The organism is Amycolatopsis sp. NPDC050768 (assembly GCF_040654155.1).
Classification (GTDB): Bacteria; Actinomycetota; Actinomycetes; order Mycobacteriales; family Pseudonocardiaceae; genus Amycolatopsis.
Genome location: NZ_JBFAHL010000008.1, coordinates 32,191 through 49,083, shown reverse-complemented (window position 1 = coordinate 49,083; position 16,893 = coordinate 32,191). Strand labels below are relative to the sequence as shown.

General features: G+C 69.4%; 16 protein-coding genes, 1 tRNA gene and 1 other RNA gene. 7 read left to right on the top strand and 11 right to left on the bottom strand.

The features are described from left to right. Window positions 1–42 precede the first annotated feature (42 nt). Both ggt and ssrA read right to left on the bottom strand, forming a co-directional pair. A complete protein-coding gene (ggt, locus tag AB0H62_RS23895) occupies window positions 43–1,830 on the bottom strand; it encodes a gamma-glutamyltransferase (RefSeq protein WP_360588227.1) in 1,788 nt (595 codons plus the stop codon). 539 nt (window positions 1,831–2,369) lie between these two features. After that, window positions 2,370–2,742: a transfer-messenger RNA gene (ssrA, locus tag AB0H62_RS23890) on the bottom strand. A gap of 187 nt (window positions 2,743–2,929) precedes the next feature. Here ssrA and AB0H62_RS23885 point away from each other — a divergent pair. From AB0H62_RS23885 to AB0H62_RS23865, 5 genes are all read left to right on the top strand, one after another. Continuing rightward, window positions 2,930–3,616, top strand: a complete 687-nt coding sequence (locus AB0H62_RS23885; RefSeq protein WP_220246582.1) for a sensor domain-containing protein — start codon at window positions 2,930–2,932, stop codon at window positions 3,614–3,616. Continuing rightward, window positions 3,613–4,746 carry a sensor domain-containing protein gene (locus AB0H62_RS23880; RefSeq protein ID WP_354866875.1) on the top strand — a complete coding sequence of 378 codons (1,134 nt, stop codon included), beginning with the start codon at window positions 3,613–3,615 and terminating at the stop codon, window positions 4,744–4,746. Before AB0H62_RS23885 ends, AB0H62_RS23880 begins: the two co-directional genes overlap by 4 nt. Before the next feature lie 54 nt (window positions 4,747–4,800). Next, window positions 4,801–5,442, top strand: a complete 642-nt coding sequence (locus tag AB0H62_RS23875; protein WP_354866873.1) for a response regulator transcription factor — start codon at window positions 4,801–4,803, stop codon at window positions 5,440–5,442. 79 nt (window positions 5,443–5,521) lie between these two features. Then, window positions 5,522–5,773, top strand: coding sequence for a hypothetical protein (locus tag AB0H62_RS23870; RefSeq protein WP_220247394.1), 252 nt, complete (start codon window positions 5,522–5,524; stop codon window positions 5,771–5,773). Window positions 5,774–5,867: 94 nt separating this feature from the next. After that, window positions 5,868–7,205: an acyltransferase gene (locus tag AB0H62_RS23865; protein ID WP_360588223.1), complete on the top strand. Its 1,338-nt coding sequence runs from the start codon at window positions 5,868–5,870 to the stop codon at window positions 7,203–7,205. Here AB0H62_RS23865 and AB0H62_RS23860 read toward each other — a convergent pair. Both AB0H62_RS23860 and smpB read right to left on the bottom strand, forming a co-directional pair. Then, on the bottom strand, window positions 7,195–8,091 hold the full coding sequence (locus AB0H62_RS23860) for an amidohydrolase family protein (RefSeq protein ID WP_360588221.1): 897 nt from the start codon (window positions 8,089–8,091) through the stop codon (window positions 7,195–7,197). The genes AB0H62_RS23865 and AB0H62_RS23860 overlap by 11 nt on opposite strands. Further along, a complete protein-coding gene (smpB, locus tag AB0H62_RS23855) occupies window positions 8,088–8,570 on the bottom strand; it encodes an SsrA-binding protein SmpB (protein ID WP_220246577.1) in 483 nt (160 codons plus the stop codon). The genes AB0H62_RS23860 and smpB overlap by 4 nt, the downstream gene beginning before the upstream one ends. 95 nt (window positions 8,571–8,665) lie before the next feature. Here smpB and AB0H62_RS23850 point away from each other — a divergent pair, with 95 nt between their 5' ends. Further along, window positions 8,666–9,061 carry a hypothetical protein gene (locus AB0H62_RS23850; RefSeq protein ID WP_360588218.1) on the top strand — a complete coding sequence of 132 codons (396 nt, stop codon included), beginning with the start codon at window positions 8,666–8,668 and terminating at the stop codon, window positions 9,059–9,061. 58 nt (window positions 9,062–9,119) lie between these two features. Here the strand turns inward: AB0H62_RS23850 and ftsX are convergent, their stop codons facing one another. From ftsX to AB0H62_RS23820, 6 genes are all read right to left on the bottom strand, one after another. Beyond that, the gene (gene ftsX / locus AB0H62_RS23845) at window positions 9,120–10,013 is read right to left on the bottom strand and encodes a permease-like cell division protein FtsX (protein ID WP_220246575.1); all 894 of its coding nucleotides are present in this window, start codon (window positions 10,011–10,013) and stop codon (window positions 9,120–9,122) included. 58 nt (window positions 10,014–10,071) lie between these two features. Next, window positions 10,072–10,761 carry a cell division ATP-binding protein FtsE gene (gene ftsE, locus AB0H62_RS23840; RefSeq protein ID WP_220246574.1) on the bottom strand — a complete coding sequence of 230 codons (690 nt, stop codon included), beginning with the start codon at window positions 10,759–10,761 and terminating at the stop codon, window positions 10,072–10,074. 207 nt (window positions 10,762–10,968) lie between these two features. Then, window positions 10,969–12,072 carry a peptide chain release factor 2 gene (gene prfB, locus AB0H62_RS23835; RefSeq protein ID WP_354866860.1) on the bottom strand — a complete coding sequence of 368 codons (1,104 nt, stop codon included), beginning with the start codon at window positions 12,070–12,072 and terminating at the stop codon, window positions 10,969–10,971. A 63-nt stretch (window positions 12,073–12,135) separates the two neighbouring features. After that, on the bottom strand, window positions 12,136–12,636 hold the full coding sequence (locus AB0H62_RS23830; RefSeq protein WP_220246572.1) for a helix-turn-helix transcriptional regulator: 501 nt from the start codon (window positions 12,634–12,636) through the stop codon (window positions 12,136–12,138). 259 nt (window positions 12,637–12,895) lie between these two features. Next, a tRNA-Met gene (locus AB0H62_RS23825) sits at window positions 12,896–12,969 on the bottom strand. A gap of 53 nt (window positions 12,970–13,022) precedes the next feature. After that, window positions 13,023–13,640 carry a TetR/AcrR family transcriptional regulator C-terminal domain-containing protein gene (locus tag AB0H62_RS23820; protein WP_360588215.1) on the bottom strand — a complete coding sequence of 206 codons (618 nt, stop codon included), beginning with the start codon at window positions 13,638–13,640 and terminating at the stop codon, window positions 13,023–13,025. Between the two features lie 77 nt (window positions 13,641–13,717). Between AB0H62_RS23820 and AB0H62_RS23815 the strand changes: the two genes are divergently transcribed. Next, the gene (locus AB0H62_RS23815; RefSeq protein WP_360588213.1) at window positions 13,718–15,124 is read left to right on the top strand and encodes an FAD-dependent monooxygenase; all 1,407 of its coding nucleotides are present in this window, start codon (window positions 13,718–13,720) and stop codon (window positions 15,122–15,124) included. Here AB0H62_RS23815 and AB0H62_RS23810 read toward each other — a convergent pair. Further along, window positions 15,117–16,340 carry a cytochrome P450 gene (locus tag AB0H62_RS23810; protein ID WP_360588211.1) on the bottom strand — a complete coding sequence of 408 codons (1,224 nt, stop codon included), beginning with the start codon at window positions 16,338–16,340 and terminating at the stop codon, window positions 15,117–15,119. The two genes, AB0H62_RS23815 and AB0H62_RS23810, sit on opposite strands and share 8 nt — an antisense overlap. Between the last annotated feature and the right edge of the window lie 553 nt (window positions 16,341–16,893).

Below are 16,893 nucleotides of genomic sequence, written 5' to 3'. Positions count from 1 at the left end.
TGGAATCCAAGGAGCGACGAAGCGGGCCTTTCGACAGACGAATCAGCGGTGCGAAGAGATCACCATCGCCGAGGTGCCACCCCGGCGGACGGGTTCACCGGCCGCGAGGATCTTGCCGCCCGGCTTGAACTCCAGCCCGGCCGCGACACCGATGGAGCTGACCTGGCTGAAGCTCTGCCCCAGCGCTTCGAGCCCCTTCGTGGTGGGCAACGCGAGGAACGCCGGCTCCGCGTCCGACGTCTTCGCGTTGCGCTGCGACGCACGCGGCGCGGCGATCGCGTCCGGCAGGCTCATGCCGAGGTCGAGGCGGTTGACCAGGACCTGCAGCACCGTCGTGATGATCGTGGCGCCGCCCGGGGAGCCGACGGCGAGCACGGGCTTGCCGTCCTTGAGCACGATCGTCGGGGACATGCTGGACCGCGGGCGCTTGCCGGCGGCCGGCAGGTTGGGGTCGGCCGCGGTGCCCTGGGTGGGCGTGAAGTTGAAGTCCGTGAGCTCGTTGTTGAGCAGGAAGCCGCGGCCCGAGACGGTCATGCCGCTGCCGGCGAGCTGCTCGATCGTGTTGGTGTAAGAGACGACGTTGCCCCACTTGTCGCTGACGACGAAGTGGTTGGTGTGCTGCTCGTTGCTGTCGGACGAAGCGGCGGGCGCGGTGGTGCAGCCGCCCTTGTGGGAGTACGGGTCACCGGGCGCGACGGGGCTCTGACCGGCCTTGTCCGGGTCGATCTGGCAGGCGCGCGTGGCCGCGAACTGCTTCGACAGGAGCTGCTGCTGCGGGACCTTCACGTACCGGGAGTCGCCGATGTAGCGGTTGCGGTCGGCGAACGCGAGGCGGCTGGCCTCCAGGTAGTGGTGCAGCGCCTGCGTGCGGTCCATCTTGGACAGGTCGTAGTTGCCGAGGATGTTGAGCGACTCCCCGACGGTGATGCCGCCGCTGGAGGACGGGGCCATGCCGTAGACGTCGTAGCCGCGGTAGTTCACGCGCGTCGGCGAACCGTCGAGTGCGCGGTAATCGCGCAGGTCCGACAGCTGCATCGGGCCGGACATCGGCTTGATCGGCGCGCCTTTGGCGAGCGGCGGGTTCTGGACGGTCTTGACGAGGTCGCGGCCGACGGAACCGCCGTAGAACGCGCCGATGCCCTGGCGGCCGATCTGGCGGTAGGTGTCGGCGAGGTCCGGGTTGCGGAACACGGAGCCGACCTTCGGCACGTCGCCGCCCGGCAGGAACAGCGCGGCGCTGGGCGCGAAGTGCGACAGCTTGTCCTTGAGCGAGGCCGTCTCGGAGGCGAACTCGGGGTTCACCACGAAGCCGTGTTCCGCGACCTGAACGGCGGGCTTGAGGTTGTCGGCGAGGCTGAACTTGCCCCAGCGCTGCAGCGCGCGCTGCCACGTGGCCAGCATGCCGGGCACGCCCACGGACCGGCCGCTCTCGACGGCGGTCTCGAAGTCGTAGGCCTTGCCGGTGGCCGGGTCGACGAACATGTCGGACCCGTCGGCGGCCGGCGTGGTCTCACGGCCGTCGATGGTGGACACGCGCTTGGTCTTGGCGTCGTAGTAGACGAAGTAGCCGCCACCACCGGGCCCGGCGACGTACGGATCGGTCACCCCGAGCGTCGACGCCACGGCGACCGCGGCGTCGGCCGCCGTGCCCCCCTTGCGCAACACGTCGATGCCCGCCTGGGTGGACTCGACGGTGTCCGAGACGACCGCCCCGCCGTACCCCTCGGCGACCGTCTGCTTGCCCCCTTGCTGCGCTTGGGCCGCGGGCACCGCGGTCCCCACGGCGACCCCCGCGGCCAGCAGAACGATGAGTGTTCGACGACGGCGCATGGCACTCCCTTTCTCAGACCACCCAGGGCCTTCCGGGACTCCCGACGAGGTACGGACCACACCACGCGCTCGCCGATGAGCTTCGTGGTCGGAGGTTTACCACCCGTTGGGGTTCGACAGGAAGCTGACTTGAGGCGGATTTAGGGTGGTTGCTCCGTACGCCCACTCTGGCGCCCTTCACCCGCAGCACGACCACATCCCCGAAACTGACAACAAGTCCCCACGCTCACCACCCGCACCCGACAACGCACGCCCCTCACCACGAGAGGAGTCCCCCACCTCGCCACCGCCACCCGGCAACGCCACCCAACCCACCACGATGGGGTCCGCCACCTCGCCACCGCCACCCGGCAACGCCACCCAACCCACCACGATGGGGTCCGCCACCTCGCCACCGCGACCCGGCAACGCCACCCAACCCACCACGATGGGGGTCCGGGGGCCCGCCCCCGGGCGGGGTCTGGGGGTCGCACCCCCAGAAAAACACTCCGACACAAGAAAACCGGCTCACGCTCCCAGTGAGCATGAGCCGGCCATTCTTGTGGAGGTGCCGGGAATTGAACCCGGGTCCTCTAGCGTCTTGACAGGGCTTCTCCGTGTGCAGTCCACTCTGTCTCTACTTGGCCCCTTCAGTCACGTGAACAAGCTGAAGTGACGAGCCCAGCCACTGTTTGCTTCCCAACCAGGCCCCGTGACCGGGACTGGCGGTGAGCCTCCTAGCTGATGCCGGCTACCGGGTCGGAGGCGATCCCGGGCCGACAGACTCACTCTGCTACTTAGGCAGCAAGAGCGAAGTCGCGCTGGCTATTGGCCTTGGCGCTTATTGGTTTGCGATGACGCTTGCGGTGGTCTCTCGCCTGCACCGACACGCTTCCCCTGACTCAACGTCCAGAGTCGAAACCGTTCACCCCCTTGTAGGTGCTACATAACCTGACCATCATAACGCGTGCGGCAACCTGGTTGATTCCCGGAGGCGCGAGGAGGCACAGGGGGCGGGGTGGGGCTGGCCCTACCCGGAACATGCCCGCGCGCCCCATTCAGGCGAGAGCCTTCCGAAGCGATGCTGAGCAGGTCGTTCGCTTGGAGAAGGAGCCCCGCCATGGTCACCGTGTCCGCCGCGAGGAGGCGCCACCCGCCGTTGGGTCGGGCGCTGGCGTTTCTGCTGCTCAACCTGCCCTTGGGCATCGTCTCGTTCACCCTCATCACGGTGCTGCTCTCGGCCGGCGCCGGGACGCTCGTCGTGTGGCTGGGGGTGCCGTTGCTGGGGCTGCTCGTCCTCCTGGCCCGAGGGGCCGGCCGGATGGAGCGGGCGCGGGTGTTTTCGCTGCTCGACACATACGTGGACAGCCCGTATCTGCCGTTGCCGCCGACCGGGCAGCGCGCTCGCTGGACCACGCGGCTGAAGGACGGCGCCACGTGGCGGGACCTGTCGTACTTCTTCCTGCTCTTCCCTGTCGGTCTCGTCGAGTTCGTGCTGGTCGTGACGTTCTGGGCGACGAGCCTGGGCCTGGTCGCCCTGCCGATCTACTACCGCTTCCTGCCCGAGGGCGCCTGGTACTTCCCGGGATACGATGTGCGGTGGCTCACCGTCGACTCGACGGTGAGCGCGCTGCCCTGGGCGGCGCTGGGGGTGCTGTTCGCCGCCCTGTCCGTGGCGCTGACCAGGGGCCTGGCGGCACTGCACGGCGGGCTCGCCGTGGCTCTGCTGCGGCCGACCGTGTCCCAGCGCCGGCGCATGGAGCGCTCGTGGCAGGAACTCGACGAGACGAGCACGGTGACCGGATGACCACGGAGCAGCAGCTGCCGGAGCATCCCCGGCCGAACCCCGCGCGCACGATCGTCTACATGATCACGAGCTTCGTGTTCCGCCTGGTCCAGTTCGTGCTCATCGTGGTGGGCGCGACGGTGGGCGTCGGCACGGTCGTGGTCTGGGTCGGGTTCCCGATCCTGCTCGCGACCACGGCGTTCGTCCGCTGGTCGGGCGACGCGGAGCGCCGGTGGGCGCACACGATGCTGCGGACGCCACTCACCAAGGTCGAGCGGCTGCCGCTCGAGGGCCAGTCGATGACGCGCCGCTGGCTCACCCGCCTCACCGACCCGACGACGTGGCGTGACCTCGCGTACCTGATGATCGCGTTCCCCCTGGCCTGCGTGGAGCTGCCGGTGGCGATCGCGTCGATCGTGCTGCTGCCGATGGCGATCTGGGTGACGCCGTGGCTGGGCTGGCTCCACGGCAACCTCGCCCTGTCCCTCCTGGGCCCGAATCGCACGAAGAAGCTCGAGGAAAAGGCCGAGCACCTGCAGGCCTCCCGAGCCCGTGGCGTCGACGCGGCCGAGGCCGAGCGGCGACGCATCGAGCGCGACCTGCACGACGGCGCGCAGCAGCGGCTCGTCGCCGTCGCCATGAGCCTCGGGCGCGCGAAGTCGAAGTTCGACAACGACCCCGCCGCCGTGCGCGACCTCATCGACGAGGCCCACGCCGACGCCAAGCTCGCCGTCTCCGAGCTACGCGACCTCGCCCGCGGCATCTATCCCGCCGTGCTCGGCGACCGCGGCCTCGACGCCGCGCTTTCGGCCCAGGCCGCGAAGTCGCCGATCCCGGTCGACGTGAGCGTGGACGTCGAGCCCCGCCCGCCGGCCGCGGTGGAGACCACCGCGTACTTCATCGTCGGCGAGACGCTCACCAACATCGCCAAGCACTCCGGCGCCACCGAGGCGGTCGTGAAGGTGTGGCGCAGCGAGACGCACGTGATCGTCGAGATCACCGACAACGGGCACGGCGGCGCCGAGGTGCGTCCCGGCGGCGGGCTCGCGGGCCTGGCCGACCGCGCCGCGACCATCGACGGCGTGATCACCGTGGTCAGCCCCGTCGGCGGACCGACCGTGATCCGGGCAGACCTGCCGTGCCAATGGTGACCCGCTCGTGAGTGAATAGCCCCGGAGCTTTTCTCTCACGAGCCTGGGGGCCTGATGCGAGTAGTGATCGCCGAAGACGCCGTGCTGCTGCGGGCGGGGGTCACGCGCCTGCTCGCCGACGAGGGCATCGAGACCGTCGCCGCCGTCGACAACGGTGACGACCTGCTCGGCGCGGTCACCGAACACCGGCCCGACCTGGCGATCGTCGACGTGCGTATGCCGCCGACGTTCACCGACGAAGGCCTGCGCGCCGCCCTCGCCGCGCGCGCCGCCGTGCCCGGCTTGCCCGTGCTGGTGCTTTCGCAGTACGTCGAGGAGAGCTACGCCGTGGAGCTGCTCTCCGGTGGCGCCGGCGGGGTGGGTTACCTGCTCAAGGAACGCGTCGCCGACGTCGCCGACTTCCTCGACGCCGTGCGCCGCGTCGCAGGAGGCGGCACCGCGATCGACCCGGACGTGATCGCGCAGCTGATGGCCCGCGGGCGCCGCAACCCGCTCGACGCGCTCACCGCGCGCGAATCGGAAGTGCTGGGCCTGATGGCGCAAGGGTTGTCGAACACGGCGATCGCCAACCGGCTCGTGGTGTCGCACGGTGCCGTCGAAAAGCACATCGGCAACATCTTCTCCAAGCTCGGTCTCGAAGCCAGCTCGGAAGAACACCGGCGGGTACGAGCGGTCCTGACGTACCTGGGCCGCTGACGGCCGTCACCCGTATTGGCGGCAGCACGCGCGTGAGGGCCTCGCTTACCATGGACCAATGTCTGGTGAGGAGTTCCCGGTGACCGACCGCAGCGTCCGCTTCTTCGGCGGTCCGCTCGACGGCCGTGTCCAGGAGCTCACCGACGAGGAACCGGTCCCCGGCACGATCGTGCGCCACATCCACCTCCACGGCGGCCCGAAGATCGAGACGCTGTACGAGCTCGGCATGACCGACCACGGCTGGGAGTACCGCGTGAGCGCCACAAGGCACTCTGAACCCGAGCACTCGGAACCCTCGCACTCCGAACCGGAGCCCGACGGCCTGAGGTAGGGACAACCCCCGTATCGACCACGGGCTGGCCGGAGGTCGAACTCGGCGGCTCACCCCGCTGTTCGAAAGGCCCGCAGCGACCAGCCTTAGAGGCATGACGACGAGCCTGCTGCGGGTCAGCACACCGGTCGCTCCCGGCGGCCGCGACAAGTTCCTCGACGTGGTGCGGGCAGGCGCGATCCTGGCCGTGATCACGCAGCACTGGGTGATGCCGGTGCTTTCCTACTCCGACGGCACGCTGGTGACGGGCAACGCGCTCGCGACGCCCGGCTGGTGGGCTATTACCTGGCTGTCGCAAGTGATGCCGTTGGTCTTCTTCGCCGGCGGCGCGGCGAACCTGATCTCCTTGCGCCGCGCGGAATCCTCCCGCGCGTGGCTCGCCGCGCGCGTCCGAAGGCTGCTGGTGCCGGTGCTTCCGCTGCTGGCCGTGTGGCTCGTGGTGCCGGATCTGCTGCAGGGCATGGGAATTCCGGCGCAGCCGCTGCAGGTGGCGAGCTCGATCGCCGCGCAGCTGCTGTGGTTCCTGTCCGTCTACCTGCTCACGGTGCTGCTCACGCCGCTGATGGTCGCGGCGCACCGCCGCTGGGGCCTGTGGGTGCCGCTGGCGATGGCCGTGGCGGGTGCGCTCGTCGACGTCGCGCGGTTCGCTGACCTCGGCCTGATCGGGTACGTCAACGCGGTGTTCGTGTGGGTGGCCGTGCACCAGCTCGGTTTCGCTTACGTGGGAGGCCGGCTCGGTGAGCTGACCCGCCGTGGTGCGCTCGCGTTGTCAGCCGCCGGTTTCGGGGTCACGGCGCTGCTGGTCGCGTTCGGTCCGTACCCGGCCAGCATGATCGGCATGCCGGGCGCGCCGGTGTCGAACATGAGCCCGCCCACCGTGTTGCTGCTGTTCCTGGCCGTGGGTCAGCTCGGTCTGCTGCTGGCGTTCCGCCCGCAACTGGTCGCGCTGGCCGCCCGGCCTGGTGTCGGCACCGCGCTGAGCTGGATCGGCGCACGGTTCATGAGCGTGTACCTCTGGCACATGCCGGCCCTGATCGTCGTCTCCGGCGTGACGGTGCTCGGCCTCGGGTACGCGACACCGGCCCCCGGTTCGGCGCTGTGGCTCGTGATGGCGCCGGCCTGGTTCGCGTTGTGCGCAGCTGTGCTGCTCGTGCTGCTGCGGTTGTTCTCCCGCTTCGAAACGCAGCGCGACGACGTGGTGATCACCGCTCGGACGCCACAGCTGGTGCTGGCCGGGCTGCTCGCGTCCGGTGGCCTGCTCGGGCTCGCCGCGCACGGGTTCCAGCCGCTGAGCGAAGGCTTCGCCCACGGCCCGATCCCCTGGGTCGTGCTGCTCGCCGCCGGGTTCGCGCTGGCCGGCCGTCAGGTGTCGCTGACGCCGCTGCTCGGCCGGGCCGTCGCGATCACGGAGGCGGCGAAGATCAAACGCTGAGCAGCTTCGCGGGAGTGTCGTGCAGCACGGCCCGCAGGAACGGCTCACCCAGGCGATCGTCGGCCGCCCAGCCGGCGATCGCCTGCAGCTGCGTGGCGTAGGAGTACGGGATGTTCGGGAAGTCCGTGCCCAGCACCACGCGGTTGGCGAACTCGACGAGCCGGTCGGTCCAGTCGGGCGGCAGCGGCGACATCTTCTGCGCGAACGGCACGCCGACCATCGTGGTGTCGATGTGCACGCGCGGGAAGCGCGCCATCAGCTCGAACGCGCTGGTGAACTCGGGCATCGCCGCGTGGGCCAGCACGGCCGTGAGGTTCGGGTGCCGTTCGAGGACCTCGGCGAACACGTTCAGGCCCGTGAAGTCGCCGCGCAGCGGCCCATGTCCACAGTGGACGACGACGGGCACGCCCGCGTCGGCCAGCGAACCCCACACCGGCTTCAGCAGGTCGTCTCGCGGGTCGTATTTGCCGACCTGCACGTGGGCCTTGAAGCATCGCGCGCCGGCCCGCAGGGAGGCGTCCACTGAGGACGCGGCGGCCGGCTCGGGGTAGAACGTGCCCGTGGGCACCGCTTCGGGCACCTGCTCGGCGAACTCCAGCACCCAGGACGTGAGCCACTCCGCCATCCCCGGTTTGTGCGGGTAGACCAGGGGCGCGAACTGCATCACGCCCAGCTCGCGCAGCGTCTGCACGCGCTCTTGCTCCGCCGTTCGGTAGTGCACCGGCCATTCGGTGCCGTAGTGCGCCTGCGCCTGGTCGAAGTAGGCCCAGACCTTGTCCATCACGGACTTCGGCAGGAAGTGCACGTGGATGTCGACGAGTCCGTCGAGGCCGAGGGCAGCGGTCCACCGAGCGACGTCGGCGTCCGAGGTGGGACCGAGCGTCACTCCGTGAACCGGCCCTTCAGCGCGCGGCCCATGGCCTTGCTGATGTCGCGCTCGGCGTCGCGTTTGGCCAGCGTCTGGCGCTTGTCGTAGGCCTTCTTGCCCTTGGCCAGCGCGATCTCGACCTTGACCTTGCCGTCCTTGAAGTACATCGACAGCGGCACCAGCGAGAGGCCGCTCTCCTTCGTCTTGCCGATCAGCTTCTCGATCTCGCCGCGGTGCAGCAGCAGCTTGCGAGTGCGCCGCGGCGTGTGGTTGGTCCAGGTGCCCTGCGTGTACTCCGGGATGTGCACGTTGCGCAGCCACACCTCACCGTCGTCGACGGTCGCGAACGCGTCGGCGAGCGAGGCCTTGCCCTCCCGAAGGCTCTTCACCTCCGTGCCCTGGAGCACCAGTCCCGCTTCGTAGGTGTCCAGGATGGAGTAGTCGTGCCGAGCCTTGCGGTTCGACGCGATGACCTTCTGTCCACGTTCCTTGGGCATGATGTCAACTCTACGTGGTTTTCCCCGCGGGAGCCGACAGGGTTTCCCCGCGCTGCTCCCCTGGTCAGGACACCACGCTGAGCCACCGATCCGGCGTGCGCTACCCCGCTCGCAACGTCCTGCGCGGCGCCCTGCCCGACAAGCGCGTGCGGCCGGGCGAACGGCTGCCCCTGCTGCCGGTGGCGGGCGAGCCGGGCCAGGAGACCCGCGTGGGCGGCCGGACGTGGACGCCGGTCTCCGCGGACGGCTTCACCGTGCTGCTGTGGCCGGGCACCCGCGTCTCCCCGGCGTGGCGGGCTCTGGCGCGGCGCGTCGGCGACCAGGTGCGCCACGCGTTCGTCGTCGAGCCGCGGTACGGGGAAGGCCCGCTGGCCGGTGCGCTGGGCCCGAAGCCGGTGGTCGCCGTCGTCCGCCCCGACGGTCACCTGCACACGCTGCCGGCACCGTCCCAGGTGGACGAATTGGACGCCGTACTGGCCGCCGTGGCCTGAAAACGACAACGCCGCGTGGGCTGGACCGAAATCCTGCCCACGCGGCGTCGAGGCGAAACTAGTGGCGGACGTACAGGCGGAGCGTGACGTACCCGGTGATCGCCGAGATCACGACCGACACGGCCAGCAGCATCGGCGCCACGGGGAACAGCAGCTCCAGCGTGGTGATCTGCGGGAAGACCTCACCCGTGAGCACGGAGTCGAGGAACGTGAGCTTGGCAGCCAGCAGGAACAGGATGCCGAGCACGGCACCGACCACGCCGGCGACCACCGCCTCCAGGAGGAACGGTAGCTGTGTGTACCACCGGGTCGCGCCGACCAGCCGCATGATGCCGACCTCCGTGCGCCGGGTGAACGCCGACACCTGGATGGTGTTCGCGATCAGCAGCAGCGCCGCGATGGCCATGATGAGCGCGATCCCGAACGCGATGTTGCGGATGCCGTTGAACACGTTGAACACGCGGTCGAGGAACTTCTTCTGGTCGTCGACCTTGCGCACGCCGGGCTTGCCCGAGTACTCCGCGATGATCGCGGCGCTGCGGTCCGGGTCCTTCAGCTTCACCTGCAGCGACGCCGGCAGCGCCTCCGGTCCGGTGAGCTCCAGCAGCTCGGGCTGGCTCGCGAAGATCTTCTTGAACCGGTCGTAAGCCTGGTCGCGGTTCTCGTACACCACGGACTCGACGCCGGGGTTGTTCTGCAGCGACTCGCGCAGCCCGCTGCACAGCGGCTGCGAGCAGTTCTTGTCGTTGGCGCTGATGTCCTCGACCAGACTGACCTGGACCTCGACCTCGGCGAGGAAGTTCGCCTTCATCTTGTCGATCGTCCGCACGGCCAGGAGGCCACCGCCGAGCATGGCGAGGGAGACCGCCGTGGTGAGGATCATCGCGATGGTCATCGTGACGTTCCGGCGCAAACCGGTGAGGACCTCGCTGAAGACGAAACTGGCACGCATCGCAGGTGTCTGTCCCTTGTTGGGTCGGGGCTGTCGGGGAAGGCGGGCGGCGGGTCGCTCAGCGACCGATGCCGTACACCCCGCGGGCGTCGTCGCGGATCACGCGGCCGAGCTGCAGCTCGACGACCCGGCGGCGCATCGAGTCCACGATGGAGTGGTCGTGGGTGGCCATCAGCACGGTCGTGCCCGTGCGGTTGATGCGCTCCAGCAGCAGCATGATGTCCTGGCTCGTGTCGGGGTCCAGGTTCCCGGTCGGCTCGTCGGCCAGCAGCACCAGCGGCCGGTTCACGAACGCGCGCGCGATCGCCACGCGCTGCTGCTCGCCACCGGATAGCTCGTTGGGCAGGCGGTCGGCCTTGCCCTCCAAGCCCACGAGCTCCAGCACCTCCGGCACGACCTTCTTGATGGTCAGGCGCGGCTTGCCGATCACCTCGAGCGCGAACGCGACGTTCTCGGCCACGGTCTTGTTGGCCAGCAGGCGGAAGTCCTGGAAGACGCAGCCGATCGTCTGGCGCAGGCGGGGGACCCTGCGCCGCGCGAGCTTGGCGACGTCGAAGTTGGACACCATCACGCGGCCCTTGCTCGGGACCTCTTCGCGCAGCAACAGGCGCAGGAACGTCGACTTCCCGGAACCCGAAGGGCCGATGAGGAAGACGAACTCACCCTTGTCGATCTCGACCGACACCCGTTCGAGGGCAGGACGGGTCGAGGTCTTGTAGACCTTGGAAACCTCTTCGAGCCGGATCACGGTTCGGCATACTACCCATGGGCCTCGTTAAGCCCGGGTTGCCCGTGCCCCCGAAACGAGCAAGGGACCCCCTCCGTCGCCAAGCGTGGCGTTTGCCGCGCCGGACGGTAGCTGAAGTCCCTTGCCCCGGAATCGGTTCCGGGTGTCGACAGTGGATCCCTGCCGCCTGTTTTCGATCAGGCGACAGTGGACTCACGCAGCCGGTGGTTACGCGACCGCGGCCTGCTTGCGCCAGCGGATGCCCGCCTCGAGAAAGCCGTCGATCTCGCCGTCGAGCACGGCGCTCGGGTTGCCGACCTCGAAGTCGGTGCGCAGGTCCTTGACCATCTGGTACGGGTGCAGCACGTAAGAGCGCATCTGGTTGCCCCAGCTGGAGCCGCCGTCCTTGAGGGCGTCCATTTCGGCCCGCTCCTCTTCCTTCTTGCGCAGCATCAGGCGGGCCTGCAGGACCTTCAGTGCCGCGGCCTTGTTCTGCAGCTGCGACTTCTCGTTCTGGCAGGAGACGACGATGCCGGTCGGCAGGTGCGTGATGCGCACCGCGGAGTCGGTGGTGTTCACGCTCTGTCCACCGGGGCCCGACGAGCGGTACACGTCGACGCGGATGTCCTTTTCCGCGATGTCGACGTGGTCGACCTCCTCGACCTCCGGCAGCACCTCGACGTGGGCGAAGGATGTCTGGCGGCGGCTCTGGTTGTCGAACGGCGAGATCCGCACCAGGCGGTGCGTGCCCTGCTCGACCGAGAGGGTGCCGTAGACGTAGGGGGCGCTCACCTTGAACGTCGCCGACTTGATGCCCGCCTCTTCGGCGTAGGAGATGTCGTAGACGTCGGTGGGGTAGCCGTGGCGCTCGGCCCAGCGCAGGTACATGCGCAGCAGCATCTCGGCCCAGTCGGCCGCGTCGACGCCGCCGGCCTCCGCGCGGATGGTGACGACGGCGTTGCGGTCGTCGTACTCACCGGACAGCAGTGTGCGGACCTCGAGCGCGTCGACGTCCTTGCCGAGGTCGGTGAGCTCGCCTTCCGCCTCCTGCATGCTGCCGGCGTCGCCCTCGGCCTCGGCCAGCTCGTAGAGCACGCCCAGGTCGTCGAGGCGCGAACGCAGGTCGGAGACGCGGCGCAGCTCGCTCTGGCGGTGCGAGAGCTGGCTGGTGACCTTCTGCGCCTCCTCCGGGTTGTCCCAGAGGGTGGGGCTGGAGGCCTGGCTCTCGAGCTCCGCGACCTGCGCACGCAGCGCATCGAGGTCCATCACCGACTCGATCTGCGTCAGCTTGCCGGTCAGGTCCTTGAGGGCCGCATCGAACTCATCACTCACGTTTACCAAGGTTACGGCAAAACCCACGACCGGTTGCGAACCGGTCGTGGGCTGTGGCGTGGGTCAGGCCGACGGGATGGCGTCGAGCAGCTTCAGAGCGGCCTTGGCCTGCGCCTGCGCGAACTCGGCGACGGCCTTGGCGTAGGGGCCGTCGGCCGACTTGGTGGCCGTCCTGGCCTCGTCGAGCTGCACCTGGTAGGTGCCGCGGGCGGTCTCGAGCAGAGCGGTGCGCTGCTTCGCTGTGAGCGAACCGGCGTGCACGAGCCGCAGGATGAGCGGGCTGCGCAGGTGGTCGGGACCGGCCTCGGACGTGAGCCACGTCTTGAAGGCCTTCTTGCCGGCCGCGGTCAGCACGTACTGCTGGCTCGAGCGCGGACCCTGCTTGCCCAGCCGGACGAGGCCCTCCTTGGACAACGCCGGGAGCTCGCGGTAGACCTGGCTGCGGGTGACACTGAAGAAGGCGCCGAAGCGCTCGTCGGCTCCCGCGACCAGCTGCCCGCCCGTGGCGGGACCGTCGTGGAGGAGACCGAGCAGAGCGGCGGCTGTTGCATTCAATTCGGACACACCTCTACGTTCCCACTTCTTCGGCGGTATGTCCACAGTGGCCTCGGGATCTGTCCATTGTGGCTAGTGTTATCCCCTCGTTCGGCCCAATCCGGAAGCAGGTCCACTGTGGACCCGGACACGCTCCGCAACCGCGAGGGCGCGAGTTCCGGCGCAAAACGACCAAGGGGTCCGAGCGCAACCACCACCCGAGCGAACCGGCAGGTCAGCACACGAAAAAGCCCGGCTTGCACCATGTGCAAACCGGGCTTTTCGACAGTAGCGGGGACAGGATTTGAACCTGCGACCTCTGGGTTATGAGCCCAGCGAGCTACCGAGCTGCTCCACCCCGCGTCGTTGTGTTAATAGATTACATGGGGGCTCCAGGGGTTTTCAGGCACCCCCACTTAAGGGCTTTGCGACGTCTCCACCTGCGACGATGGCCCGTCGAGCCACTGACGGGCGCCGGCGAGCACGATGGCCAGCCCGTCGGAAAATCCGACTTCGGGGTCGCCCAGCACAGCGCCGCCCGCGTCGTCGGGGCCGTAGCGCTCGTCCCGCTGTCCGCGCACCGGGTACACGGCCTGCTCTTCGATGGTGAAGCCGATCACGAAGCTGTAAACGGCGAAGTGCGCCCGGGCGGCGCGCACGGGGTCGAGCCCGGCGTCGATCCGCTCCTGCAGCGGAGGCGGCCCGATCAGGCTCGTGTCGGTGAGGAACGTGCCGGAGAAGACCTTCGCGCCGTCGCGGTAGGTCAGCAGGGCGTCGCGCAGACCCCTGGCCTGGTACTCCAGGCGCTGCCACTCGTCGAGCCCGTCCGGTGGCACGCGCTCGGCCGCGGCGTCGGCGAGCATCTGCGTGGCCATCTCGTCGAGCAGCTCCTGCTTGTTCTTGACGTGCCAGTACAGCGCGGGCGCCTTCACGCCGAGGTCGCCGGCGATCAGGCGCAGCGTCAGCCCGTTGAGGCCCACCTCGTTGAGCAGGCGCAGTCCCGAGCGCGCGATGTCCCGCCTGGTCAGTGCCACGGGTTACCTCCTTGACAATTTAACGATGTTAAGGGCACTCTGGCGACGGGTCAATTTAACAACGTTAAGGAGTGGTCATGAACGAGCTGCACGCCGATGTCGTCGTCGTCGGGGCCGGCCCGACGGGCCTGATGCTGGCGGCCGAGCTGCGCTTGGCCGGCGTCGACGCCGTGGTGGTCGAGCGGCTGCCTGAGCGCACCGGCCTGTCGAAGGCGCTGAACCTGCAGCCGCGCACAGCGGAGGTGCTGGACCTGCGCGGACTGCTGCCGAGAGCGAAAGAACGCGCGTTCGCCACCGTCCAGGAGGGACACTTCGCGGCCGTCCCGATCAGCTACGCGGGGTGGGACACGCGGCGCCCGTACCAGCTGGGCATCCCGCAGGCGCAGGTCGAGGAGCTACTGGAAGAGCGGTTCGCGGAGCTCGGCGGCAAGGTGCTGCGCGGGCACGAGCTGGTAGGGCTTTCGCAGGACGCTTCGGGCGTTCGCGTGGTCACGCCGGAGCTCGTCTTGAGCTGCCGCTACCTGGTCGGCTGCGACGGCGGCCGCAGCACCGTGCGCAAACTGCTGGACGTGCCCTTCGAAGGCGAGGACGGCAACGGCTACGGCGTGGTCGCCGACGTTGTCGTCGACCACGTCCCCGACCGCGCGGCCGGCACGTGGACGTCGATGCGCGGAGTGGTCCAGTCCACCGGCGTCACGGGCTTCTGCGGCCTTATCCCCCTCGCCGAGCCGCTGCTGTACCGCCTGACCTTCGGCGACCGCGCCCGGCGACCCGCGACGTTCGGCTCACCGGTGACCGAGGCCGAGGTCCACACGGCCTTCGCGGCGACCTACGGCCCGGCCGTGATCAAGGAAATCCGCTGGATGTCCCGCTTCTCCGACGCGTCCCGCCTGGCCGCGCAGTATCGCGTCGGCCGCGTCCTCCTCGCCGGCGACGCCGCCCACATCCACTTCCCCGCCGGCGGCCAAGGCCTCAACCTGGGCGTTCAGGACGCCGCCAACCTGGGCTGGAAGCTCGCCGCGGCCCTCAACGGCTTCGACGACGTGCTCGACACCTACGAGCCCGAACGCCGCGCCGTCGGGGCCGCCGTGCTCGACAACGTGGCGGCCCAGAACGGCCTCATCCCGCAAAGCCGCTCCAGCCGCGCCCTGCGCGCGCTCTTCACCACACTCGCCGACCTGCCCGAGGTGTCCCACCACCTGTCCGGCCTGGTCTCCGGCCTCGCCGTGCGCTACCCCGCACCTGCGCACGCCCACCCGCTCACCGGCACCCGCCTCCCCGACTTCCGTCTCCCCGGGGGCGCCTGGGCCAGCACCCTGTTCCACACGGGCCACCACGTCCTGCTCACCACCCCGGGCGCCGACCTGTCCGGGCTGCCTGCGGTTCCGGGCCCACTGTCCACAACGGACCTCCCGGCGCTGCCGTTTGCGTCCGCCGCCTTGGTCCGTCCGGACGGCTACTTCGCCTGGCTGCCCGTCACCTGATCGCGACGGGCAGCCTTCGCAGGCCGCGCAACGTCACCGTCTCAGCCCACTCCGGCTCGCCGGCCAGCCGCAGCTCCGGCGCCCGGCGCGCGAGCTCCCGCAACACCGTGCGCCCCTGCAGCCTCGCCAGCGGAGCGCCCAGGCAGAAGTGAATCCCGCGCCCGAAAGCCAAATGCCGTCCCGGCGCGCGGGCGATATCGAACCGGTCCGGCTCATCGCGCACTCGCGGATCCCGGTTCGCCGCGCCCACCAACACGAGCACCGTCGTCCCCGCCGCCAGCTCGACGCCGCCCAAGGTCGTGTCGGTCAGGACCGTTCTCATCGTCAGCTGGATCGGCGAGTCGTACCGCAGAATCTCCTCGACGGCCCCCTCGACCAACGCCGCATCGCGCGCCAAAGCCGCGTACTGCTCCGGATTCCGCAGCAACGCCAACACCCCGTTGCCGATCAGGTTCGTCGTCGTCTCGTGCCCGGCCACGAGCAACAACGTCAACGTGACCAGCAACTCCCCCTCACTGAGCCGTCCCCCCTCATCCGACACCGCCACGAGCGCCGACAACAGGTCGTCCGCCGGCGCCCTTCGCCGCTCAGCCGCCAACTCCCTGAAGTACGCCACGAACTCCCGCCGCGCCCGCGCCGCCGCCTCCGCAACTCCGGGCCCCAGCAAGAACCCGGGCTCCGCCGCCCGCGCCATCGCCCCCGACCACGCCCCGAACCGCTCCCGATCCTCGACCGGCACCCCCAGCAGCTCCGCGATCACCGTCACCGGCAAGGGCACCGCCAGCTCCGCCATCAAGTCGCTCTCGCCGGCCTCCACCACCCGACCGACGAACTCCCCCACCAACTCCCCCACGCGCGGCACCAGCCTCTCCACCGTCCGCGCCGTGAACGCCTTCCCCACCAACTTCCGCAACCGCGTGTGATCCGGCGGATTCAGGAACGCGAACGCCCTCACCACCCGCCCGGCCTCATCCACCGGCAAATCCGGATCCCCACTCCCGACCACCTCCGGCTCCGGATGCCCGAACTCCGCCCCCGTCACCACCCGCTCGGCCTCCCCGAACCCGAGCACCACCACAACCCCTTCCCCGACGCGCACCACAGGCGCCCGCCCCCGCCATTCCCCATACGCCCCATACGGATCCGCCCCCCTCGCCGCCCCGACCAACTCCCCCAACGTCAACGCCAACCCCACGGATCCCACACCTTCACCCATCCCCGCACCCTATTCCGCCCCACCCCAACGCCCCCACTCTCGCAAGCGAGCGCCGTCCGAAGTAGCAATCTGAGCGGCATAAGCGAAATCGAGGCTCCCGCCGAAGGCCCACGGCGTCGGCCGAACTGGCAGGTCAGCGCGGATGGTGTGCGTCACTCCAACGGCCGGCGACTGCGAAGGAGCCGTGCCGTGGGGCCAAACAGTCGGGGCGCACGGGGAGAAAGAGGCCCTCTCTCGGTTGCTCTCCAACCCCAGCAACAACTCACCAACGGCCACCTCACCAGGGCACCCAAGGTCCGCCGCCCACTCACCAACCGCCACCTCACCACCCCAGGCGACTCACCGCGGAAGCCAAAAGGGCACAGCCCCTCTCACCAACCGCACATCACAACCCAGGCAACCTCACCGGGAGTTCCCAGCGACACAGCACAACGACCACCGACCACATCGCCACCCGAGACACCACACCCACCAACGCGAGTGAGGCCGTTCCCTCACGCCCAGGCCAACCCACCGAGCGTCCCAACACAGCTCAGCCACCAACCAGCCCCGA

What these genes read in the sequence shown, in the direction of transcription:
- ggt (WP_360588227.1), bottom strand. Translation starts at nt 1,830, where the DNA reads ATGCGCCGTCGTCGAACACTCATCGTTCTGCTGGCCGCGGGGGTCGCC.
- AB0H62_RS23885 (WP_220246582.1), top strand. Translation starts at nt 2,930, where the DNA reads ATGGTCACCGTGTCCGCCGCGAGGAGGCGCCACCCGCCGTTGGGTCGG.
- AB0H62_RS23880 (WP_354866875.1), top strand. Translation starts at nt 3,613, where the DNA reads ATGACCACGGAGCAGCAGCTGCCGGAGCATCCCCGGCCGAACCCCGCG.
- AB0H62_RS23875 (WP_354866873.1), top strand. Translation starts at nt 4,801, where the DNA reads ATGCGAGTAGTGATCGCCGAAGACGCCGTGCTGCTGCGGGCGGGGGTC.
- AB0H62_RS23865 (WP_360588223.1), top strand. Translation starts at nt 5,868, where the DNA reads ATGACGACGAGCCTGCTGCGGGTCAGCACACCGGTCGCTCCCGGCGGC.
- smpB (WP_220246577.1), bottom strand. Translation starts at nt 8,570, where the DNA reads ATGCCCAAGGAACGTGGACAGAAGGTCATCGCGTCGAACCGCAAGGCT.
- ftsX (WP_220246575.1), bottom strand. Translation starts at nt 10,013, where the DNA reads ATGCGTGCCAGTTTCGTCTTCAGCGAGGTCCTCACCGGTTTGCGCCGG.
- AB0H62_RS23815 (WP_360588213.1), top strand. Translation starts at nt 13,718, where the DNA reads ATGAACGAGCTGCACGCCGATGTCGTCGTCGTCGGGGCCGGCCCGACG.
- AB0H62_RS23810 (WP_360588211.1), bottom strand. Translation starts at nt 16,340, where the DNA reads ATGGGTGAAGGTGTGGGATCCGTGGGGTTGGCGTTGACGTTGGGGGAG.